Consider the following 24,165-nt stretch of genomic DNA (forward strand, 5'->3'; position numbering starts at 1 on the left):
GGCTCTAAAGTTTTGGACAAATTCTCTTTTTCCAGAGATGTTATTTCTTTGGAAAGAATAACTTCGCCCAGTTTTATATTTTTAGCATCTAATCCCAGTTTTTCCAATTCGTTTTGTACCACCATAATGCAACGGTCGCAAACCATATTTTTAATAAAGATTGTATTCATATTTATTTACTGACTACGTTTAGTATTTAATACATAAGCAATAAACAAATTTACAATTTAAGTTGAACTACGCTTTGCTCATCGTTTAATTCATTTACAATGATTGATTATTTATGACAAATACTAATGATTAGAATTACTCTTGTTGTACCAAATGCTGCAAGTTCGGGTCGTTCTTGATACGCTCCATTTCGCTTTCAACAATATTCAGGATGTCTGATTTTATCTGCTTGTAATTGCTTTCAATTTCCTGCTTCATCTTATCCTCGCCCTCCTCATTCACAAAAGAAAGGATTTGCGGTATTTGCTGATAGGCTTTGCTTTCTGCCGCTACCTTTTCATTATCCACCACAATTTCAGCGTGAAATATTTTTTGCTCGATACGTTCATCAAAGTTATCCGAAACGGCTCCGACAAACATACCTTGTGTAAGTGTTGAAATTTTGGAAGCCGGAATAAGGCTGTCTAACTGTGTGGAGATAGAGGTAGATTTATCATTCCTGTTAATCGTCATACTTTGGCGTTTCTGCAATACTTTTCCGAAACGTTCCGAAAGGCTTTTTGCCGTTTCGCCAACCACCTGACCACTGAATATATTACCGACAGTATTCTGTATTACCTTGCTTTCCTTGTCGCCGTAATCCCTTGTTAATTGCGAAAAATCCTGAAAGCCCAAACATACAGCCACCTTATTACTTCTCGCTGTTGCGATAAGATTATCCAGTCCCCTAAAATAAATTGTGGGCAGCTCATCTATGATTACTGAACTCTTTAATTGCCCTTTTTTGTTGATGAGCTTAACAATACGGGAATTGTACAAACCCAATGCTGCGGAGTAGATATTTTGGCGGTCGGGATTATTACCCACGCACAAAATTTTAGGCTCTTTTGGGTTATTGATGTCGAGCGTAAAGTCATCGCCAGTCATAACCCAATACAACTGCGGGCTAATCATTCTTGACAAAGGGATTTTTGCCGATGCAATCTGTCCCTGCAATTGGTCTTGTGCGCCACCTTGCCAGGCATCCATAAACGGAGAAAGATAGTTTTCCAAATCGGAATATGAGGTCAGAATGGTAAATACGTCCGAATACTTTTTATTCAGCAATTCAATGGCGTGCGGGAATGTACAATACTTACCATCCTCATAGATTTTCAGATACCAAATAATGGCAGCCAATAGGATAATTGGGCTTTCCACGAAAAAATCCCCTTGCTTCTGTATCCAGCTACGGTTGAGGTTCAGCATTATGGTGTAAGCCGCTTCGTAAGCGTCGGAAATGTCTGTCATAAAATCGGGATTGAGTGGATTGCACCTATGGCTCTTGCGTGGGTCATCGAAATTTATCACATAGAATTTTGGTTGAACTTTGTACTTATCCCGATGCTTCAATAAATGATTGTAGGCAATGGTGGAAAGGTCGTCAAATTTAAAATCATATATATACATACTAAAGCCTTTCTCAATCTGCTGCTTGATGTAGTTGTTTACGATGGCATAAGATTTACCGGAACCCGGAGTACCCAACACGATTGATGCCCTGAAAGGATTTACAATATTTATCCAACCGTTGTTCCATTTGCCTTTGTAGTAAAATTTGGTGGGCAGGTTAACGGAATATTCATTTTCCATCAGCTTTGTTTCCTGTTGAAAGCTCTCGTTCTCGTTGTTGAAAACATCGTCCATTAAGTTGGTACGAAGCAAGCGGCTCATCCATACGCCCGCCATCAGCAAAGCAATATAACCTAACGAGATAGTAAGGATATACAGAAATGTGCCTATTACCGGAGATAGCTTTAACAACGGCGTGTTCAGAAAGAACAGCACAAAACCAACGCCCAAAGCCACGTAGATTTTAGCCCAGGTTATCTTCTCATTCTTTACGCCTTTCGTTCCCAAACAACTCAAAGCAAGCAAAACCAAAGCGAACGCCTTGGTATAAAGGGTATGTGAAAACAAGCCCGCCGTCCGGTCGAAATTGCCTAATATCTTGTTGATTATTTCCAACGTCCAACCACGTTCTAAAAAGAACCCGTAGCAGAACCAATAAAGGTGCATCAGCACCAAAAGAATACTGACTGCCCGCATAAAAGCCATTATTTTGGCTAAACCTCTTAAATCGTCTTCTCCCTGCATTCTTTTTTAGTTTTAATGTTCGGGCGTGAATTTAAAGGCTCTACACAGCGGCTATAAGAATGTGGCAGTCAATGGCGGTGCGTGGCAGTGTTTGGCGAAGTGATAAGAGTTGTAGCTTCTATGATCCTTTTGTATCGTAACATTTATGAAGCATCCAAATAAAAAATACTTTTAGTTGCTCTTCTGTTTTCTGTCCGTCAGCAACATTTTTTGTCCTGCTGAATTGGTGGACAAGCAACACTTCCGTAACTACAATAAACACAGCAGTCGCCTTGTTTTGGTTTTAGAACTTGTTTGCATTTTTCACATTCGTAAAAATATTGACAAGCGTCTGTCGGCATTGTTTCTTCTTTCTTGTGTCCGCAGTTGGGACAAGTGATTGTTGATTGTAATTTGATTTCCATTTTAATTTTCTTTTTTGTCGGTTACAGAATATCCTGTTGAGTTTATTGCTTTTTCGATTTCAGAAATATTTGTTTTTGAGTTGTCAAATTCTACGATTGCATTTCCATTTTCATAAGAAGCGTTTGAACTTATTATTCCTGTCAATTTATTTACTTCGTGATTTACGTGTTCGCCACAACTTGCACAAGTCATTCCGCTAATCGTAAATTCTACTTTTTGAATATTGGATTTGTCCACTACTATGATTTGCTTTTCTGTCTTTGGGTAGAAAATGCTTGAGTAGTATGGAAAGGCAAGCATTACGATTGCAAATGCTGTTACCATTCCTAAAAACATTTTTGACTGAATGAATTTTGGTTTTTCTTCTGTTTCACAATTGCAATCTATCTGCTTTTTGGGTTTCAACTTTTGATACCAAGCAAAACCAAGAACCAAAATTGTCAACCCGATAAAATAGGGTCGAAAAGGTTCAAGCCAAGAAAAAGTGGAAGCAAGACCGCTTGTTCCTGCAATAAGAGCCAATACTGGTGTGATGCAACAAAGAGAAGCTGCAATTGTAGTCAAAAGTCCTGCACCAATTAATTTTTTGTCAGTTTTCATATTGTTTCTAATATTTTGTTTTCGTCAAGTATTTTGAAAAATGGTTTCAGCATTTTTTCATACTCTTTAGTCAGTGAGTGAAAAATAGTTTGAGCTTCTCGTTCGGTTTCAATAAGTTTTCTGTCTTTGAGTTTCCGCAAGTGTTGTGAAACCGCTGAAATTGTCATACCAAGAATATCACTTATATCACAAACACAAAGTCGTTTTTCTTCATAAAGTAGAAAGAGTATTTTCAGTCTTACATTGTTTCCCGCTAATTCAAGTCCGTTCGATAAATAGTCAAAAGAACCGTTGAGTTCTGAAACTCGGTCTTTACAGCGGTTTATTTGTTTAATGTCTGCTTGTTGTCGTATGCAAGAATTATTGTCCATAGCACAAAGATAGTCAATTTGTTTATTTAAGCAATTACTTAAATACAACTCAAATTCTTTCAGAATTATAAAGTGACAGCTCAATAAATCTTTTTAAAAACAGATTTTTAATTCCAAAATCTGACCTCTTACAGTCTTCTTTTTTTTTTCTTCTTCATTTTGTTAGCAAAATCCTGTTCCTCGTAATCATCGCCCTGTGCTTCGGGTAACAAACCGCCAAATGCCTCAATCAAACCGTCTTCGTGTTTTTCAGTAGTATTCAGGAAGTCGAACAAGTGATGAGGTTCTTCCGCAGGAAGATCTGCATCATTTGATGTGGATGTTTTTGGAAGTTGTACGACAGGTTCTTTAATCTCCGGTTTGATATTATTGTTCCAATAATCATTAAAGGTATTGGCAGAAAGTTCCTTTGCTAAGCGTGAACCGTTCCAAACCGCCTTTGAATTGTGGTCTATGAAAGTGATACCATAAATACGCCCTGCATCATTCCGGCGCACCACTACGTTAATACCCTGTTCCATCGATTGCTTTTTAAATGCCTGTTCGTCGCTCGTATTTTTCAAGGCAATAGTAACGGCAGATTTTAGGGTCTGTTTGGTTGGGCTGTCTTTCAAAGCTGTTTTGCATTTCGCAAAATGCAATTCCAAAGCCGGAAGCCCTGCGCTCTTTCCGAACAGCGAAGCCTTGAACGGATGCCCGGCTCTTTCGCCTTTTTCATTTAGCGGAATATATTGAAGGGTTTTATAGTGGTCCCACATGGATCGGTCAGTGATTCTATTTCATAAAAATTTACTCAGTCTTTTACAATACACTTGCTTACAGCAGCTTTATGACTTTTTCAAACTTTACAATCTGCACTACGAAGATAATTATCCTAATAAAGTTTAAATTCCTTTATTTCTTTAAAATCAGAATAATCTATAGTTTTACGATATTTGCCATCGGCGTAGCTTTCTATATGCTTTTCTTCACTTTTTGTAAATTTAACTCCTAGCTCGCCTTCTATTTCTTCAATGGAAACAGTAAGCTTTTTCCCGTACAGTCTGGAATAGGCTGTACCAAAAGATTCGGCAAGAATGTTGCGATCTTCTTCGGGAACTTGTGGAAGCCAAGTCACCATCCATTCTATTCTCTGGTCAGCGTGATCTGTCATTTCAAGAGAGCAATGCCTCCAAAAGCATTTTACATCTGCAGCACGTGCTTCTCTACCGAGCTGGACAAGCCCCTGTAAACATTCAATTATGACATTGAAATGATTTTTTTTAACAGCTGTACAACCTAGAAAACCGAGATCTTCAAGGCACCTGAACAACACATCTGAATTTTTCTTCGAAACTGCTTCTTGCCCAATGATAGTAATATATTTAGCAAAGGATGCCAAATGAACACTAAAGAACATTTTTCTTTCACCTATTTCAGGATCATGAATTCCCTTTTGCGATAGTTCACGGCATAGAGAACTTATATATATAACAAATTCTTGATTATTATCCAAAGCACTTTTAGCATATTTAACCAGGATGTCTATGAGGTCATCATAGGGTGCTGTGGCTTGCAGTTGTCTTAAAGCTTTCTCTTTTACAAAATCTCCAGTTTTATAGATTATGATTGAAAGTAGAGGAATGTTTTTTGCCGTAACAACCTGTGTTAAAATTATTTCAAATGTATCTGTCACCAGTTTATTGATTGCAAATCTGCTCCCACTTCTGTAATCTACAATTTCATGATCGACACAAAGGTCAGTTAATAAAAAATAATTGTTGATAGCCCGCTCATAGGTTATTTTATCACCATTCTTTAACGCAAGTTCAATAACGTTACAAAGTAATGCAAATGGATCGTTAGCAATAACATTGGTGTTGTATTTTGATGTTACACTATGTAGAGGCGTTTCATTTGGCCATTCAAATTCCAGTTTTTCACTTTTCTCTTTTGCTGCTTTATCTACAGATTTAAATTCATTCAAATAACGGGAAATATTATTCATACCTAAATTCTTTTCCATTAGAAGACGTGGATTACATTCTTCAATTGAGATAATTGGAAGGAGAATAGCTCCGTAGATTAGCAAGGGTATGCAAAATATACCTGCTGCTGGTACATAAGTTTTATTGATGATCAAATTGATCAGTGGAATTATTGCAATAAATACGACTGCATAACAATAGATCAGATGACGGTTTGAAACATATTGTAAAAGTGCTTTGTAGGGTGAGAATTGATATTGCAAGAAGGAAAAACTGATTGAAAAAGTTGCAATACCTATTCCTGTACTTATAAAGGCTATGTTATATACTGCAAGATCCTCTAGGTTGGCAAAATACATAAGTGAAATGCTTAACAAAATAAAAAGAAGTAGTGCTGACAACTTTATTTTATAATTTTTCTTCATAAAATGTAGAGATTAAATTTTCTTATAAGCAATTATAAAATAAATTAGTTTAAAAACACTGCAGATCATTGAAAACTTTAGCACAATTCTGATTAGACCGACTAAGCATCTACTATTCACATTAAATCATAAATCCTATAAGACCTTATTATTTTGATATATAGATATATTTGATTTTCTTTGGATCTGGTTAATAGTTGATAATTCTAACTTAAAATCATCCTGTCCTAATAGAATAACTCTCTTAATTATAAACTGAAATTAAGCAATTTATCTATATCAAAAAGACATTCTAAGACAAAGAACACTTAGAATTGGCATATTTCGATATTGTATAACGTAGCACTATAATTTGATCTGTGGTTTGAGATCGTCTCATATAATAAATTAAATATGATGAGTGCTTATGAAAAAGGTTTCTTCACAAAAAAACATTCAGAAAAAAAGATCGGAGGATACAATTATAGATTTTACGCAAAACACCTTGAAAAAAGTATCTTTAGATAGATCAAAAAAAATTCTGATGGATTCTGGGTTAAATCCAACAGATGATGAAGTCAGAAGTTTAATGGATTTTGCTCATCAGTTGGCAAATCAAATTATTAAAAATTATATTTTAAAATAATTTTACTACATTAGCTTGATAGCCATAATATTAACACCAAACTTACTACTATGCTGATAGCAGATTTATATATTAGAGTTTCTACAGATGAACAAGCTGATAAAGGTTATTCTCAGAGAGATCAGCATGAAAGATTAGAACGATATTGCAATCAAAACCAGATTACGATCGGTCAGGTGATATTTGAAGACCACTCTGCTAAAAATTTTAATAGACCGGAGTGGACAAAATATATCAATCACATTAAAAAAAGAAGTCTAAAATCAAATTTAGTTTTGTTTACTAAGTGGGATCGCTTTAGCAGAAATGCTGGCGATGCTTATCAGATGATCAAATTGCTGCTAGGCAACAACATTTCGCCCCAAGCAATAGAACAGCCTCTTGATATGTCTATTCCTGAAAATAAGATGATGCTGGCGATCTATCTGGCAGCTCCGGAAGTTGAAAATGATCGCAGGGCCTTGAATACTTTTTATGGGATGAGAAGAGCTCAGAAAGAAGGCAGACTCATGGGAACAGCATCTTACGGCTATGTCAATAAGTGTACTGAAGATGGTAGAAAATATGTCGGCCTTAAGGAGCCGGAAGCTTCGAATATGCTTTGGGCATTTAATGAGATCGCTAAGGGCACTTACTCCATCAATCAAATAAGGCTAAAGATGAATGCTATGGAAGGGGCAAATATTAGCAGTACATCATTCTACAGGGCAATAAAAAATCCTATGTACTGTGGTAAAATATTTATTAAAGCTTACAAAGATGAAGAAGCCTGTCTCGTAGAAGCTACACATGAAAGTTTGATTTCAGAGGCATTATTTAATAAAGTACAAAAGGTACTAAGTGGCAAAACTTGGGAAGAAAGGCCAAAAGGAAAAATAATTGCACATGACCAATTTCCTCTAAGAGGTTTTTTAAAATGTCCAAGATGCGGAGGTCACATTACCGGTAGCGGATCAAAAGGTAAAAAGAATATTTATTATTATTATCACTGCAATTCCAAATGCGGGTACAGATATAGCTCAGATATCGTTAATAATGCATTTACCAGAGAGTTAAAAAAATATGAGTGTCATACCGGGTTTGTTCAACTTCTTAAAGAAATACTTTTGATCAATTTTAAAAACATACATCGAAGTCTCGACATAAAGAAAAAAGAAATTTCTTCAAAAATTATTAACTTAAACCATCGTCTTAATAGCGCAAGAGAAAAATATTTAGAGGATAAATTGGATTTTGAAGATTATCAGTTGATTAAAAATGAAAGTAAAAAGAAAATTGATGCATTGGAAATGGATCTCCAGGGTCAAAAGCTGACTGGTAAAAGTATGGATATTAAAACAAAACTCGATCAGGTGTTAAAAATATTGCCAAATCTCTCTCAACTCTATGCTACAGGAGATTTAGATACTAAAAGAATAATAGTGTGTTCGGTTTTTGCTGAAAAACTCGAATTTGACGAAACAACTTTTCGAACACCCCAGATCAATTCCGCTCTTTCTTCTATCTTATTAATTAACAATCAATTACGAAGTAAAAAAAAAGGAAAAATCACTACTAAAAGTGATTTTTCCCGTCAAGTGACCCCGGAGGGATTCGAACCCCCAACCGACGGAGCCGAAATCCGTTATTCTATCCAGTTGAACTACGGAGCCATTATATAAATGAAAATTAATGAATTATAAACGATGTAATCACTCATCAATCATCATTTATCAATTATATTTTAGAACGTAATTTTCACTCCTCCCAAAATCTGTGCGCCAAGGACTTTATATCCTTTGTACGTCTGGTATTTTGAGTTCAGAAGATTATTTCCGAGTGCGAAAATACTGAAATTTTTGTGAATTTTATACTCTGCAGATAAGTTTAAATCAGCATACCCTCCAACTTTGTCATTGGTATCTTCAGTAGACTGATATACCATAGGACTTCCAACTCCCTCAAGCACAAATGAATTGGTCGTTCTGTCGCTGGCAAAAATCCCTTTAAAACCAAGCATTAATTTTTGGTCTAGCATGGTATATTTTGCACCGATTGATGCAGTAACAAGCGGTACATTATAAATATCTGAGTAATTATCTAAGTCAAATTTGGTGAATTTCACTTCCGTATCCAGCACAAGATTTGCCAATGGGAAATATTGCAGGCTTCCTTTGATATCCCCAACATTTCCATTATCATAAACTGCTGAAAAAGTATTGGCATAGTTGTAAGCCGAACGGTTAACTGAAGTATAATCAAACAAATCATTGGCTTTAAAGAACATCATATCCCTTAATTTTCCGTACCCTGCAGAAACATCATATTTAAACATTTCATCAATATCACCTCTCAAACCTACATAAAAATGATATTTGGTTTCTGTAGGTCTCAGATACTGATCTGAAACGATGAATGGATTTTGCTGTAATAAATCGGCGTAAGTATTCAGTTTTAGTCCCCCGTCTACCCCTCCGTAGAATTTAAATTCATCAGCGGCTGCGTACTGAAATTCAGCTTGTGGAAACCAATACGTTTTATTGTTTTTCATTTGCTCAGGCATTATATCGTTCTGATTTTTTGAATTCAGAAACGCAAATGAAGATCCTAACGTTAAATAAGATTCTCCCTTTCTGAAAGTTACTTTCGGAGCAAGATTCAGATTAACAAAATTGGAAGAATTTTTATCAAGAATAGCAAATTCACTTTTTACTGCTTCAAGACCGACACCAAGATCAGCATTCAGGGTAATGTCTGATTTTCCTAATTCTACCGCATGTTTAGACAAATTGGCTAATATGGAAACCTGATTCTCCTGAGCATCAAAATGGTCTTTTAGAAAAGATGACTTCACGCGTACATCATTAAGGATTTCATTGGAATAAAAATCATAATAACCGTTTACCTTAAACTGATTTACTCTTTGATCCAAATCGACATCTCCTGGTTGAAGAGCATAAATTCCGTAATAATTATAACTGTTTAAGCCATATTCGGCATTCAGATTAAATTTTCCTTTATCTCCATAGGAATTCAGAAAAGCGCCTAATGTTGTGGAGCTCTGCTTGGAATCCCAGTCATATTCTTTTTTAAGCCCTTGTGTTGATAGAAAATGCGCATCAACACCCACTTCAATTTTATTTTCCAGCGTTTTGGAAATATTGGCATCACCGAGAATTTTTCCGTAGTTTCCCATTCCAAACTGGATGTAGTTATTTTGTGCCGAACCTTCAAATTTCGGAGTTACATCCTGTCCCTGGATGGTAGATGTTTTAAAATCTGAAACAGCAGGAACATCCGTAATTTTGTACTGTACAGGATTCTGTGACTTTTCTTCCGGCGGATAATTTTTAATTGTTTCTACCGAAGTTTTCTTTTTTTCGATCTTCTTTACTTCAGGTTCTCTTTTTTTATTAAGAATCAGTTTCTCTTCTTTGATCTGGGAAAACGCCACTGATGAGATCCCTAAAAATATGATGGATAATAATTGAATTCTTTTATTCATTATTTTTCTGTATTAATGTAACAATGTAATAATGTAGCAATCTAACAATGTAATGCAATTCGAACTGGTAAACTAGTACATTGATAAATTGGTAAACTTATAATATTTTACTTTTTAATCTGCTTTTTAACCTCTTTCGCTTCTGCTACGATCTCCGGAAAATCTTTATAATTTTCAATGATCTGATCGCATGTATAGCTCGCCTGGTAATTGTCTTTTAAGCCAACATAATTCTTAGCCATTAATACAAGAGCTTTTGCACCCCAATATTCTTCCGAAGAATAATTATTGGCCAGTTTAAAAATCGTTTCATTAGAAGATTTAAAGGCCTTTGCTTTATTCTGATAAAATGCTTTTGCATAAAGCGATTCTGCGGCAACTTCTGTATTTGAAGATTTTTCAAGAGCAGCATAAGCAGCCTGTGCATCTTTATCTTTTCCTGAATTCATGAGGCTTCTTGCTTTGATTACTTTAGCAGTTTCAATAACAGCTGCTGAGTTTTTATTATTAGCAATAACCGCATCCGCAAGCTTTTCAGCTTCTGCAAAATTCTTTTCTTCAGCATACAATTTCATCAATTCAACATTCGCATAGTTTTTAACATTAACGTTTGAAGAATTTCTGATGTTTTCAAGATATTTTCTGGCTTCTGCCGAATCGCCCTGTGCAATATAAATTTGTGCAAGACGCGTTTGTGCATCATCCTGATAATCATTCTGAACATTTGCTATTTCTTGTAAAACGAGTAATGCTTTTGTTGTATTTTTTGTCTGGTAATAACTTTCCCCAAGCTCATATTTAGCCTGATAAAGACCTTCGCCCGTAGGATTTTGGGTTAAATATTTTTCGTAATAAGAAATAGCATTTTTATAATCTTTTTTGGCAAAATACTGTTTTGCTGTCGAAAGATTAATTTCGTCAATTTCAGCAGCATCAACATTTACTCCGATGTTTTTAGCGAAATTCTGATAGCCTGCAACATCTCCGTTTTTGGTAAAGATCGGTTTGGCTGCCTGTACAATTTTTTCAGCGTAGGCTGTATTTCTGTACTGCTCGCCGAGAGATTTTAATTCAGATAAAGCTTTATCGCTCTGGTTTTGGTCGATGTAATTCTGAGCTCTGTAAATAGATGCATTGGCCACAAGATCTTTGTCGGATGAAGTTTTGATCACTTTGGCAAAGAAATCATTCGAGTTGGCAAAATCATCCTGCGCCGCATAGGCTGTTCCGATTTCGTACTGTGCATCATCATAATAATCTGAATCCGGGTATTTGGATAAAAGGCTTTTCAGGTTGGTGATCTTTGCCTGTGTATCGCCTTTAAATCCTAATGCCATCGCTTTCTGATATAAGGTATAATCCGTTGCATCTTCATTTTTGTCGTAGATGGCAATGGCTTCATTCAGATTATTATTGGCATAATTAATATCTGCCAAACGCAGTTCCGCATCATTTTTGAATTCCGGCTTCGGATTTTTCAGGTACTGTGTGAAATACTGTTCTGCCTGATCAAATTTCTTAGATTTAAAATAAGCATACCCCAGGTCATAAGGCAGTTGCTGCTTCTCCGGGAAATTTTCATTTAAAAGTTTTTCATAGCGTACAATAGCCGAAGGATAATTTCCTTTCTGATAATACACCTGTCCCAGCCAGTATAATGCTCTGTTATTAAATTCTTTATTGATATTAAATCCTAAACTTCTCAGGAAATACTGTTCTGCTTCATCATAATTTCCTTTGTTGAATTCTTCCGTTCCCAATAAATAAGAAACTTCCTGATCAATTTTATCGATTTCAGGAGATGAATTCTGAAGCCTGTCGATGGCATTCAGCGTTTCTTTATAATTTCCGGAATACAGATATGATTTCACCAGAAGCGACCTCATCTCTGAAGCATTGGTATTCGGGTTTTCGTTAATATAATTCTGAATCACCGTTGAAGAGCTCTCGAATGGGTTTCCAATGTCGTAGCTTAATTTGGCATATTGCTCGTGAGCCAGCTTTTTTACTTTCAGATCATAATTCATCTGATACGACGAACGGAATGCAGAAAGAGCCTCCTGTTTTTTATCAACAGCGAGGTATGCATTTCCAAGTTGATAATAAGCGTTCTGAGCTAATGCAGAATTGCTGTTCAATAACTGATTGTAATAGGAAACGGCCTCATCATACTTTTTAAGCTGAGCCGCCACAAATCCCATTTCATACAGATCATTTTCCGAAGGATTCTGCTGAACGCTCAGATAATCTTTAAGGTGGGGGTACGCTGACGTGTAATCACCTTTCATAAAGTAACTTTCCCCGATGATTTTGTGAACTTCCGCCTTGTATGAATCTGAAATATCTTCATTCAATAAAGCCGTACCTTCAGAAATTGCTTTGTCATAATCCTTATCATTATAATACATCTGTACATAATACGGACGGACCAGTTTTGAATATTTCGGCTGATCTTTCACAGAATCAAAATACTGAAATGCTTTGTCATTCTGTCTGTCGGAATAATATAAATGTCCCAGCATGTATGCAATATCGCCTTTCTGGGATTCATCAGCCGTTTTATAAGCTTCTTCCAGAGCATCCGTTGCTCCTTTGGAATCTCCCATCATAAATTTAGCATAACCCAACTTCAAGACATACTGTGTATTTTCTTCTTTGGAAAGCTGATACTGATTAACTTTTTTAAGCGTTTCCAAGGCTTTCGGGAAATCCTTTTTTGCAAGATAATAATCAGCCAGTGGTAAATTTGCCTGCGCAAAGTATGCCGAATTCGGATATTCCTTGATAAAAGCCGTTAAACCTTCTTCCGCATGATTTTTCTGAAGGATTACCCCAATTACATTATCAAAAAATTGCGCTGCTTCCTGCCTTGACTTCGACAGATTCTGATTATAGAAATATTGTCGGGCATATTCGTGTTGGGAAGCGTTGTATATTTTGGTCTGATAAAGATTTTCCGCGAGGTTGAATCTGTAGTTTTCTTTTTGTGCAAAGTACTGAGACTGCTGTGCATCGGAGATCCCGAAATAGAACACCGCAGCTGCTAAGAGTATTTTTTTTGATTTCATTAATTTTAAATTTTAAAATGTTTAAGACTGAAAATCAGGTCTAAGATATTTAAAATTCTGCGGAAAAATTATCCACAATCCATCAACGAAAATATTGAAAAGATATTGTATATACAAGCGTTTTAACACATTGTTAATAAGTGGATAATTTTTTAAGACTTCTTAACTTTTCGGTAAGAAACCTTAAGAAAATCCGAATTATTTCAGATAAATAATTACATTTGCTTTTTTCAAATCAAATAAAAGAATTGAATGAGTCAGCTTTTTAGAAGAAAAATCTATTCAGATTCAGATACATCCACAAGCTTACACAGAGTTTTGGGTGTTTGGGACATTGTGTTTTTTGGTATTGCGGCGATTATTGGTGCAGGAAGTTTCAGCAGTTTGGGTGAAGCCGTTTTCCGAGGAGGTCCCGGAGTTATTCTGTTATATTTGATTTGTGGCTTTGCCTGCGGATTTACAGCACTGTGTTATGCCGAATTTGCCAGTAGAATTCCTACTGCAGGTTCTGCTTATACATATGCTTATGCCAGTTTCGGAGAGCTTATCGCCTGGATTATCGGCTGGGCATTAATTATGGAATATTCTTTTGGTAATATTTATGTGGCTTTTTCCTGGTCAGATTATTTTACCAGTTTCCTGGAAAGGATGGGAATGCATATTCCTGATTATCTTACCTGTAGCTATACAGAAGCCAAGAAAGCTTTCATGAATGGTTCCGAAAATAAAGAACTCCTCAATGCATGGAAAAATGCGCCATTAATAGGAAGTTTAAAGTTTATCGTTGACGTTCCTGCTTTGGTTATCAACGGACTAATTACCTGGTTGTGCTATGTTGGTGTTAAAGAAAGTAAAAACTTTAATAACGTCTTGGTAATTCTAAAATTGGCTGTTATTGTTTTGGTGATATTAGTTGGCTTTGCTTACATCAATACAGATAACTGGACTCCGGTAAATACTGAAACACAAGTGTCGTCTTTTATGCCAAACGGTTTTGCAGGGGTGATGAGCGCCGTTTCAGGAGTATTTTTTGCGTATATCGGTTTTGATGCGTTAAGTGTACTTTCAGAAGAAACTAAAGACCCGCAGCGAACATTACCGAAAGGAATGATTATTTCCCTGGTACTGTGTACTGTTATTTATATCGCTTTAACATTAGTATTGACAGGAATGGTCGACTACAGAAAGTTTGACGGCGTCGGTGATCCGCTTTCTTTCATCTTTGAAAAGTCTAATGCCAACGTAGCATGGATGGAACTTGTCGTTTCTTTTGTTGCTATTGTTGCGATTACGACGGTTTTATTGGTATTCCAGATGGGACAACCAAGAATCTGGTACGCAATGAGCCGGGACGGGCTGATGTCTCCGAAATTCCAGACGGTACACCCAAAATACAAAACGCCATCTTTTGCAACGGTTATCACAGGAATTGTAGTAGGTGTTCCTATATTATTTACGGATAAAAGCTTCATTCTCGATTTTACAAGTATAGGAACAATCTTCGCTTTCGTATTGGTATGTGCCGGTGTTTTAATGCTTCCTGCAAAAGAAAAATTAAAAGGCAGATTTCACCTTCCTTACATTAATGGTAAAATCATTTTTCCGGTTATTTTTATCGGCGGTCTCATTGGTTTCTATTTCTGGCAACCTGAATTTTTCCACACCCTGATGGACTGGAATGATCCGAAAGAAGGAGAATTCAGAGCTTCCATATTTTTCTTTATATTGATTAATCTGGTGCTTTGCATCTTTACTTTCATTAAAAACTTTTCATTAATTCCACTGGTCGGCCTAAGCTCATGCCTCTATCTATTAACAGGAATGAGCCATGACAACTGGTTCTGGTTCGGATTGTGGTTTGCGATAGGACTGATCATTTATTTCTGCTACGGATACAGAAACAGTAAGCTCAGAAAAGCTTAATTTAAAAAATATAAAGCCGGATCTCAATATTGAATCCGGCTTTTTTATTTATCTATTTTACAATTGGCGAACTTATTGCTTAGGTTTTTATAATTTAAACTATCCATGCCATGTCTGAAAGAATAAAAACATTTAAAGAATTTTATCAGTTTTATCTCACTGAACACAGTAAAATGGGAACCCGGATTTTTCATTTCATTGGAACACTTCTGGTATTCTTTGTAATCGGATATGTTATAAGTTCCGGAAAAGAAAGATTTTTATGGTATGTTCCGATATTCGGATACGGTTTTGCCTGGTTCAGCCATGCGGTAATCGAAAAGAATAAACCTGCAACATTCAGGTATCCGCTCTGGTCTCTGATTTCAGATTTCAGGCTCTTTTTTGAACTGCTCATCGGGAAACAGAAATTTACTGGAATTCCTTCCCGTAAAACGACAGAAGAGGTTTAGATTTTATACATATTTTTAAAACTACGGCGGGTTTGCAAAGCAAACCCGCCGTAGTTTTTCATCTCTAATTTTCATTTATTTAAACCTTTTTTTAAAATTAAACTTCAGCATATTCATTAGTCCCGGTTCAATAACATCAATTCCCAATCCGAAATTACTGTCAGCAACCGTATGATGGTCTGTACGGAATTTTTCAAATTCATTTTGCGGAATCTCGAGATTGACAAGCGGATTGTATTCAATATAAACCGTTGCCCCGTTTTTACTTACTTTTTTACGGCTTTTAAAATCGAAATAAGGATTGTTGATTGTGCTTTCCTGAGCCGTATATCTTTCTTCCGTATCAATCTTCTGATCGGTATATAAATTAATTTCATATTTTTCACTGTCGAAATTGTGCCAGAATGGAAGATCCTTATGCATATAATCCCGCGCACTGGTTTTCACCAAATTACGATCGAAATACATCAGAAAACGGTTATTTTTAGGATCAACAAAATACGGATTTTCAATCGTAGCGTTGTACTGAATTCTGAACTCGTTCAATTTTTTATCATCGCTGATAATATCGATTGAAGCATCTTTAAAAATATTTCTGATATCGGTTCCGTTTCTGTCATTAGAATAATTCAGACTGTAAAAAAGGAAATTATTCCAGCTGTCGATCACTTCCCTTTTGTTGGTATTTTTAAAATATCTCCTCATGGCATTGGCACGATTACCTTTATAGGTGGTCGTAAGCACAAGTTTTCCTGTCGCATCCTTTACATTAAAATCTACTTTTTCATCCACACAGAAATAAGGATATCGGTGGGGCTTTCTTTCCTTTAGTTCCTGATCAGATTTTACTTCAAGATAGTGCATAAAGTAAATAAACCCACGGTTTTCCAGCGTTCCGAATTCGTCCCGGATTGTAGCATCTATGAAATATTCTTCACCTTTATGATTAATCTTCACAATTGCATGATTGAACGTCAGCAAAGACGGCAGATAATATTTAATGTAAAAATCAGTGTGGAAATTCACCAGCACAATAGAAGCTTCTACGCCTATATAATCCAGAATTACCTTCAAAAGAACCGATTTTGCTTTACAGTCGCCCTGCTTGTTTTCGTAAGTTACAGCAGGTTCCTGTGGCTTATGGCCGTTCATTTCATCTGCATTAAAAATATAATAGATGTTATTCTGAACATACTCGATGGCAAACTGAATCTTTTCTTCCAGATCCTGCATTGAATCAAGCTTATCTACGAGATTCGGAGCAAAATCCTTTAAAGAAGATTTGTTAAAAATTTCCTGGTAAATCGGCGCGATATAATTGGAAAGTTCAATCCAGTTGTTGTCAGTCGCAAAATCAATAAAAGGAAAAATTTCACGGTTCGCATCCACCGGATTAATATAATTGGTTTCTTCAAAAACAAATTTCTCACCCTTTTCCAGATAGTGTACTTCAGGTTCCAAAACATTACCGTTCTCATCCCTGAAAAAAGTTTTTTTGTAAGCAATTTTCTCATTTCTTTCATTAATAAAAGTAAATTTATAACTGCCGTATGCCCAATAATTATCCGGGCTTACCCAAACATATTTAGAAAATTCCTTTCTCAAGAAATCACGGTCCGTAAATGGCTTTACCCTTGAATCTTCAAGGATCAGAATATCATACAGACGAAGATCCTTTATGGTGATATTTATTTTTTTATTGCTGCTTAAAATTCCTCCGCTGCTGTGATTTTCGCTGTCTAAAACTTTGATTTTGGTGTCAGGGATCTTATCAATCAGTACACCATCTCTCAGAACACTGATCCGATGGATATTATAGACTTCATTTTCTTCAACAACAATATCAGAAACAGAAGCTCTTTCTAAATTGGCAGGCTCATTTAAAGTATAAGCCATACATACATATTCACTGTTTTCGGTGTTGCTGGTGTGGTATTTTTTATCCAGAAAATAACAAAAATCTTTTCCGTCGTTGTTTTGCTGCCTCGCAAAATCAGAATCCTGTATTCTGTTTATCAGCTCCTGATCATCAATATTTCCTGCCCATTCTTCCGACTTTCGGATTCTGTAATTTTCAATTTCAATCTGATTGTCCATATATTGTTTACTATTTTGTGTTGCTTTTGGTATAAAAAGAAAAGTTAAATTAGGTATTTCAAAACTAAAAAACAAGAGTGTAACATGTTAAGATCCCTTAAAACTGCGGCATAAAAATTGACCTGTTTTTCTAAATTTTCAGCATGGAAAATATTAAATTAAAAGGAGTAACCTTATTCTCAGCAAGTTGTTTATTTATTTTATCCCAATGTACCGCTGCGAGCGGAATTTCTGAAAGAGATGAAAAAACAATCATTATTGGTGCCGAGACAGCTGACTGTACAGGTGTTGTACCGATGAAATGCCTGCAGGTAAAAGAAAGCGCTGATGGAAAATGGACCAATTTATACACCAATATTGAAGGTTTCACTTATGAGCCAGGTTATGAATATGTTTTAAAAATAAAAGAAGAAAAAGCTGAAAATCCACCTGCTGACGGTTCTTCTATAAAATATATTCTAATCAAAGAAATTTCCAGGACAAAAAAATAACCTCAGAAATTCTGAGGCTTTATTTTAAAGATTGTTGTTGGTATCGTGATTATGATCCTTTGGCGGTTTTGGATAATTTCCTTTGGAAACCTCTCCTACCGTGTTGGCGGCAGTCATAGCTACAACAAGATCATTCAGCATATTGCTTGCGGCAGTTGGCGAATTAGGCAACAACACCAGATTACTTCTGTTGCTTGATCCTACGGAATGTAACGTATCATAATGTTGTGTAACGACAATCAAAGCAGAAGCTTCATGAGAATTGATTTCAACGTTATTCAGCATTCTTACGGATTCCTCCAGACCTTTTGCAATTTCTCTTCTCTGGTCGGCAATCCCCTGTCCCTGAAGTTTTTTAGATTCCGCTTCGGCCCTGGCTACTGCGACAATTCTAATTCTCTGCGCTTCAGATTCGTATTCTGCGGCCGTTTTTTCTCTTTCAGCTGCGTTAATTCTGTTCATGGCATGTTTTACCTGTTCATCCGGATCAATATCTGTTACCAAAGCTTTAATAATATCATATCCATAGCTCTGCATAGCTTCCTGAAGTTCGCCTTTTACAGCAATTGCAATATCATCTTTCTTCACGAAAACATCATCCAGTTTCAGTTTGGGAACTTCCGCTCTTACCACATCAAAAACGTAGGATGTTATCTGGTTTTCCGGATTTTCAAGACGATAATAAGCATCCCCCACTTGCGTTCTGATCACCTGATACTGAACCGAGATTTTCATTTTAATAAAAACATTATCCAAGGTTTTGGTATCGATCATTACGTCCAGCTGCTGGATTCTCAGATTCAGCCTTTTGGCAATCTGATCGATGATGGGCCATTTAAGATGAAGCCCTGAATGTTTTACAGCCTGAAATTTCCCGAAACGTTCGATGATGGCTGCAGTTTCCTGCTTTACGACAAAGAATGACGCAAATAAAATGATTAATCCAAAAAAAATGATAGGTGCTAAAAAAAGACTCATAGTTTTAATTTTTAATATGAATTTGTATTCTTCATAAAGATATGGTTTTTAGTTTTAAGAAGAAAGCTTGCCGGAAAATTCAGCATTTAATTAAAACTTTACATGGTCATTCCAATATCAATCCCTTTTATTTTACGGTAAAGATCCGTGGCATAATTATCCGTCATTCCGGAAACAAAATCAATCACACCCAAAACCTTTTGATAATCGCTACCCTCTTTATATACGAATTGCTGCGGGAGAAGCTTTAAGGCTTTTTTGTCATAGGATTTTCTTTCATCTTCACTTTTTAATATAGAAGGAATGAAATGATCCAGCAATTCATACATTACATTATAACCGGCATTTTCAATTTCGACCACTGCTTTATGGTTATAAATTTTCTCAATGGAGAAACTCTCAATGTCCTGCAAGGTTTTGTTCTCAGCTTTATAAATGTCTAAAAGCGCTTTATCAAGATCACCTTCCAGAATTTTATCAAAGTTCTGCTTATACATTTCCAGCGATTTGTTGATGAGGGCATTGATTACTTTTGCACGAAGGTAAGAGATCTGTTCGTTTTCGTTGGAAATAGAGTTCAGTTTGGTTTCTATTCTTTGTACATCATCTGTTTCAGATTTTACGAGTTCAAAAAATAAATTCTTACAATCTGCGGTCGATACAATCCCTAAACGGTGAGCATCTTCCATATCAATAATATTATAGCAAATATCGTCAGCTGCTTCTACCAGCCATACAAAAGGATGTCGTTTAAAAATATGCGGTTCCTCGCTTTCTGAAATCAGGTTTGTCTCTTTTGCAATTTCGAGGAAAATATCTTTTTCGTTCTGAAAGAAGCCAAATTTCTTTCTGTGAATAATCCCTTTCTTTTTAGCAATTGCTTCACACGGATATTTGGCAATGCTGGCCAATGTAGAAAACGTCAGCTGTATTCCGCCGCCATCTTTTCCCTGCTGTTGTTGTGCCAGCACTCTGATAGCATTGGCATTTCCTTCAAAGTTCATCAGATCTGCCCATTCTTTTTCATTGAATTTAGGCTTGAGATCAGATTCATTTCTTTCGAAATAACTGGCAATTGCATCTTCCCCTGAATGTCCGAAAGCAGGATTTCCCACATCATGACATAAGCAGGCTGCAGCAATTACATTTCCTAAGTTATGAAGGTAGAAATTTTTCGAATCTTCCGTAAGGTCATTTTTAAACTGATCATGGATGAACTCACCCATCACACTTCCAAGGCTTCGTCCAACTGATGAAACTTCCAGAGAATGCGTAAGACGGTTATGCACAAAAACACTTCCCGGCAACGGAAAAACCTGAGTTTTATTCTGAAGCCTTCTGAAGGCTGATGAAAAAATAATTCTGTCAAAATCTCTCTGAAAATCCGTTCTTGAGGCTTTTGTATTCGGATTGTTTCCCGTACGCTGATTCGTGAAAATCTGGTTTAAGTTCATCATTTTTCAAAATTAGTTCAAATTTTATTTTTTTTAAACAAATCGAATCTTTTTTTCTCAGAAACTCATGTTTCATCATTATGTTACTACGCTGTTATGGCAGAATTATTGTTATCTCGAATATAAAATAAAGAATATGCCTGAAGGTCCTTCCATCCTATTAATGAAAGAAAGCATTCAAAAATTTGAAGGCCAAAAAGTTACTGAAGCTTCTGGAAATGCTAAAATAGATAAGGATATTCTGGTTGGGAAGACTTTGCAGCAAATAAAGACTTTCGGAAAGCAGACCTATCTGATATTCGACGACGTAGCCATACGAATTCACCTGCTGATGTTCGGTTCGCACAGTGTGGATGAACAAACAAAGCCTGACCGGCAGCTCAGATTAGCTTTATTATTTTCAAACAGCGGAATGTACTTTTATACCTGTAATGTCAAAATGGTAGATAAAGATTTTTTAGCTACGATCGACTGGGAAGCCGATGTTATGAGCGATGATTGGAATCCTTCAAAAGCTGAGAAAAAAATAAAGGCAAATCCGGATATGATGGTCTGTGATGCGTTGATGGATCAGGATATTTTTTCAGGAGTGGGAAATATCATTAAAAATGAAGTTCTTTTCAGAATAGGCGTACAACCGGAAAGTCTTTTGGGTAAAATGCCTACTAAAAAGATAAAAGAGCTGATCAAAGAAGCCAGAAATTACAGTTTCGATTTTCTGGAATGGAAGCGTGATTTCACTTTGAAGAAACATTGGTTGGCCCACACCAAGAAAATCTGCCCTAAATGTGGTCAAAAACTCATCAAAAAGCAAACGGGTAAAGGTAAAAGAAGAAGTTTTTTTTGCGAAAACGATCAGAAATTATACCAGTAGTAACAATTACTATTATTTTAATCAGCTTTTATAACATCCTATATTATTTTCTATAATCAACACATTTACAAATAGATTGAATTACTATAAATCAATATTCTTTTCACTATCGAAAGATTAATAATTAAATTTTGTTAATATTGGATCATTTTAGTCAAAATAAGGTGATATAAATCAGTATTACTTGAATGTTATGCAACACATTTTGATTATTAAGTCTTAAACACAAAATACCATCCATTACATAATCATTAAAAATTTCAATAAAAATTAATAAATTCACAAATAAATTTCCACACTAATATTAATTTTTTGTAAACTCATTTTAGCCCAAAAGTTAATTTAACACACTTAAAACACTGATATACATCATGGTTTTTATTTGCAGGGATTAATTTATTGTTGTAATATTGCAATATCAAATTAACAATAATTAATCAAATAATTAAAAATACAATAAAATGATCGCTTACATCGGAATCGCAACATGTTTAGTAGTTTTTGCTTCTTATTTTGCAACAGTTAAGAGAGAACAGAGAGATTAATCTCAATTCTGCGGCTTAATTTTTAGCCTGAGAATACACAAATGAATGATATTGTTTATGTTTTCAATCTTCAATGATTGACTGCTCTTTTACTCAATGCGGGTAAAAGGGCACCAAAAACATAACAAATTACACTAAGGACAATTTTTAATTTTTATAATAGCCGATAGAGTCGAACAGCTTTTTGTTCGGCTTTTTTGTTGAATAGCTTTATCTTTGTCAATAAATTTTCCAGCACATGAATCTCTATAACCTTATTATCCAGGACAAAGAAGAAATAACCCTCAATGATGTATTCCTGGAAGACTATAATAAGGAACAGCTGATCCAGCTTATCAAAGAAAATACTTACGCTGCAGAATTGCAGAAATATGGACTTCCGGTAAACAATAAAGTGCTTTTGCAAGGCAGTTCAGGCTGTGGAAAAACGATGACTGCAAAGGCCATTGCCAATGCATTAGGAAAAAATATTATTATTCTTAACCTCAGCAATATCGTTTCGTCGCGGATCGGTGAGACTTCCCAAAACATTAAAATGATTTTCGATAAAGCAGCAAGAGAAAGATCCGTTCTTTTTCTGGATGAGCTCGACCAGATCGGGAAAGCAAGAGGAAGTGACGATAAAGATGTGGGCGAAATGAGGAGGCTGGTGAATACCCTGATTCAGCTAATCGATTATTATCCTGAAAATGCGTTGTTGCTTTGCGCCACCAATCATCCTGAAATTATTGATACTGCTCTTATCAGACGTTTTCAGCTTAAAATCAATTACGAAATGCCATCTAAAGAGTTTCTGGACTCATTTTATGATCAATTGCTAGCTAAATTTCCGGATGACCTAAGGATTATTGAACGGAAATATGCGGTTTCTTTTGCGGAAGCAAAGGATTATGCTTTTACAGTGGTGAAAAACAATTTGATAAAAAAATTGGAAAATACTAATTCGTTATAAGTTACCAGAGCCTTACAACACTGAAAGATGCCATACAGTCAGCTTATTAAATAGAGGCAGTATTAGTTCATGTTTTTTATCCATAAAAAACCACCATTATTCATACTATTTTTTGCTAATTTAGCTGAAATCACAGTATGGAAATGAAAAATAAAACACAACACTTTGACCCTAATGATTTTGAAGCGGTGAAAAATATAGCCCTGAGTTTTCCGGGAGCAGAAGAGAGTATTTCGCACGAAGGAACGCCTTCTGTAAAAGTCCGTGGAAAACTAATGTGCAGGCTTCATGACAGCGGAGAATTTATCCCGATCCGTCTGAATTTTGAAATCCGTGATCATTATTTGGAACATTACCCCGAAATCTTTCACTTGCCGGATCATTTTAAACCCTATCCTTATCTCTGCATGTGGATACATCATTATGATAAAAGATTGTTGCAAGAAATCTTAGAATTGAGTTGGAAAAGCCTTGCTACGAAAAAACAAATCAGCGAATACGAGGCAGAGAAAAAAAATAATGATCTTTGAGCAACCGATAAGACAACAAGACAGATCGTCAATTATATAATAGCTATTCCAACTTATCAGGACATCGTCCAGGAGATCATCAGTCAGTTTGTTATGACGTTCAAGCGTTTCGATAAGACCATCAACTACTTCGATGAAACGATCAACCGTTTCGAATAAGCAATCAATCACTTAAAATGGGCGGTCAACCGGTCCGAAGGGAAAATCAACCGGTCCGAACAAGCAATCAACTCCTCCGAAGAGGCAATCAAGTTCTCCGAAGAGACGATCAACCACTCCGAAGTAATAATCAACCAGTCAGAAGAGCCGATCAACCAGTCAGAAGAGGCAATCAAGTACAATTTATTACTTTTCAACACTTTACAGCCTTAAAAAAAATAAGTGTAACCTGCTTAAATTTTTCAACGCAAAGAAATTCCTTTAGACTGTATGATTTTAAGTGAGCAAAGAGTGAATCAGCAAGCTGATCTGATGAAGCTGGCGTTTCGCTTTGTCCAGGAATTTATTGTCTTCTAAAGTTAGAGGTATAACAAATTACACTTTGCATTTAAACATTTCAAAAAAAGTCCGCTCAATCTGGAAATCTGCGGGAATTTTTTAATGCAGGAAATTCTTTT

At 35.8% G+C, this 24,165-nt stretch carries 18 protein-coding genes, 1 tRNA gene and 1 pseudogene; 8 read left to right on the top strand and 12 right to left on the bottom strand.

Features of this window, described 5'->3' with window-relative positions; translation table 11 throughout:
• Window positions 1–306: 306 nt before the first annotated feature.
• From mobC to BMW64_RS19440, 6 genes are all read right to left on the bottom strand, one after another.
• Window positions 307–2,307: a conjugal transfer protein MobC gene (gene mobC, locus BMW64_RS19415; protein WP_090002202.1), complete on the bottom strand. Its 2,001-nt coding sequence runs from the start codon at window positions 2,305–2,307 to the stop codon at window positions 307–309.
• 197 nt (window positions 2,308–2,504) lie between these two features.
• Window positions 2,505–2,711: a GDCCVxC domain-containing (seleno)protein gene (locus BMW64_RS20990; RefSeq protein WP_069796431.1), complete on the bottom strand. Its 207-nt coding sequence runs from the start codon at window positions 2,709–2,711 to the stop codon at window positions 2,505–2,507.
• A gap of 1 nt (window position 2,712) precedes the next feature.
• Entirely contained in the window at window positions 2,713–3,312 is a 600-nt protein-coding gene (merTP, locus tag BMW64_RS19425; RefSeq protein WP_090002204.1) for a mercuric transport protein MerTP, read from the bottom strand.
• Window positions 3,309–3,683 carry an ArsR/SmtB family transcription factor gene (locus tag BMW64_RS19430; protein WP_002978466.1) on the bottom strand — a complete coding sequence of 125 codons (375 nt, stop codon included), beginning with the start codon at window positions 3,681–3,683 and terminating at the stop codon, window positions 3,309–3,311. Before BMW64_RS19430 ends, merTP begins: the two co-directional genes overlap by 4 nt.
• A 128-nt stretch (window positions 3,684–3,811) precedes the next feature.
• A complete protein-coding gene (locus BMW64_RS19435; RefSeq protein ID WP_228400977.1) occupies window positions 3,812–4,441 on the bottom strand; it encodes a hypothetical protein in 630 nt (209 codons plus the stop codon).
• Window positions 4,442–4,557: 116 nt separating this feature from the next.
• Window positions 4,558–6,075, bottom strand: a complete 1,518-nt coding sequence (locus tag BMW64_RS19440) for a hypothetical protein (RefSeq protein WP_090002206.1) — start codon at window positions 6,073–6,075, stop codon at window positions 4,558–4,560.
• A 406-nt stretch (window positions 6,076–6,481) separates the two neighbouring features.
• Here BMW64_RS19440 and BMW64_RS19445 point away from each other — a divergent pair, with 406 nt between their 5' ends.
• Together BMW64_RS19445 and BMW64_RS20995 are read left to right on the top strand one after the other, a co-directional pair.
• The gene (locus BMW64_RS19445; RefSeq protein ID WP_143052741.1) at window positions 6,482–6,700 is read left to right on the top strand and encodes a hypothetical protein; all 219 of its coding nucleotides are present in this window, start codon (window positions 6,482–6,484) and stop codon (window positions 6,698–6,700) included.
• A gap of 50 nt (window positions 6,701–6,750) precedes the next feature.
• A pseudogene (locus BMW64_RS20995) lies at window positions 6,751–7,734 on the top strand (recombinase family protein); the annotation flags it as partial.
• A 544-nt stretch (window positions 7,735–8,278) separates the two neighbouring features.
• On the opposite strand, the gene BMW64_RS19455 reads toward BMW64_RS20995, so the two are convergent.
• The 3 genes from BMW64_RS19455 to BMW64_RS19465 all read right to left on the bottom strand — a co-directional run bounded on the left by BMW64_RS19455 (window position 8,279) and on the right by BMW64_RS19465 (window position 13,252).
• Window positions 8,279–8,352 (bottom strand) — tRNA-Arg (locus BMW64_RS19455).
• 71 nt (window positions 8,353–8,423) lie between these two features.
• The gene (locus tag BMW64_RS19460) at window positions 8,424–10,184 is read right to left on the bottom strand and encodes a porin family protein (protein ID WP_090002211.1); all 1,761 of its coding nucleotides are present in this window, start codon (window positions 10,182–10,184) and stop codon (window positions 8,424–8,426) included.
• A gap of 107 nt (window positions 10,185–10,291) precedes the next feature.
• Window positions 10,292–13,252, bottom strand: a complete 2,961-nt coding sequence (locus tag BMW64_RS19465; RefSeq protein WP_090002212.1) for a tetratricopeptide repeat protein — start codon at window positions 13,250–13,252, stop codon at window positions 10,292–10,294.
• A gap of 252 nt (window positions 13,253–13,504) precedes the next feature.
• On the opposite strand from BMW64_RS19465, the gene BMW64_RS19470 reads away from it, so the two are divergent.
• Window positions 13,505–15,175, top strand: coding sequence for an APC family permease (locus BMW64_RS19470; RefSeq protein WP_090002214.1), 1,671 nt, complete (start codon window positions 13,505–13,507; stop codon window positions 15,173–15,175).
• 110 nt (window positions 15,176–15,285) lie between these two features.
• Window positions 15,286–15,627 (top strand): Mpo1-like protein, encoded by a 342-nt coding sequence (locus BMW64_RS19475; RefSeq protein ID WP_090002216.1) that lies wholly within the window; start codon window positions 15,286–15,288, stop codon window positions 15,625–15,627.
• Window positions 15,628–15,702: 75 nt separating this feature from the next.
• Here BMW64_RS19475 and BMW64_RS19480 read toward each other — a convergent pair whose 3' ends face one another.
• Entirely contained in the window at window positions 15,703–17,724 is a 2,022-nt protein-coding gene (locus BMW64_RS19480) for a DUF3857 domain-containing protein (RefSeq protein WP_090002218.1), read from the bottom strand.
• Window positions 17,725–17,867: 143 nt separating this feature from the next.
• Here BMW64_RS19480 and BMW64_RS19485 point away from each other — a divergent pair, with 143 nt between their 5' ends.
• Window positions 17,868–18,215 (top strand): DUF4377 domain-containing protein, encoded by a 348-nt coding sequence (locus tag BMW64_RS19485; RefSeq protein WP_090002221.1) that lies wholly within the window; start codon window positions 17,868–17,870, stop codon window positions 18,213–18,215.
• A 24-nt stretch (window positions 18,216–18,239) separates the two neighbouring features.
• On the opposite strand, the gene BMW64_RS19490 is transcribed toward BMW64_RS19485, so the two are convergent.
• Entirely contained in the window at window positions 18,240–19,193 is a 954-nt protein-coding gene (locus tag BMW64_RS19490; protein WP_090002223.1) for an SPFH domain-containing protein, read from the bottom strand.
• A 98-nt stretch (window positions 19,194–19,291) separates the two neighbouring features.
• Entirely contained in the window at window positions 19,292–20,647 is a 1,356-nt protein-coding gene (locus BMW64_RS19495) for a deoxyguanosinetriphosphate triphosphohydrolase (RefSeq protein ID WP_090002225.1), read from the bottom strand.
• Between the two features lie 67 nt (window positions 20,648–20,714).
• Here BMW64_RS19495 and BMW64_RS19500 point away from each other — a divergent pair, with 67 nt between their 5' ends.
• From BMW64_RS19500 to BMW64_RS19510, 3 genes are all read left to right on the top strand, one after another.
• Entirely contained in the window at window positions 20,715–21,521 is an 807-nt protein-coding gene (locus BMW64_RS19500) for a DNA-formamidopyrimidine glycosylase family protein (RefSeq protein ID WP_317048330.1), read from the top strand.
• A 783-nt stretch (window positions 21,522–22,304) separates the two neighbouring features.
• The gene (locus BMW64_RS19505; protein ID WP_090002230.1) at window positions 22,305–23,018 is read left to right on the top strand and encodes an AAA family ATPase; all 714 of its coding nucleotides are present in this window, start codon (window positions 22,305–22,307) and stop codon (window positions 23,016–23,018) included.
• A 143-nt stretch (window positions 23,019–23,161) separates the two neighbouring features.
• The gene (locus BMW64_RS19510; protein ID WP_177175334.1) at window positions 23,162–23,548 is read left to right on the top strand and encodes an MmcQ/YjbR family DNA-binding protein; all 387 of its coding nucleotides are present in this window, start codon (window positions 23,162–23,164) and stop codon (window positions 23,546–23,548) included.
• The last annotated feature ends 617 nt before the right edge of the window (window positions 23,549–24,165 follow it).

Origin of the sequence: Chryseobacterium taichungense (assembly GCF_900109935.1) — a bacterium.
Classification (GTDB): Bacteria; Bacteroidota; Bacteroidia; order Flavobacteriales; family Weeksellaceae; genus Chryseobacterium; species Chryseobacterium taichungense.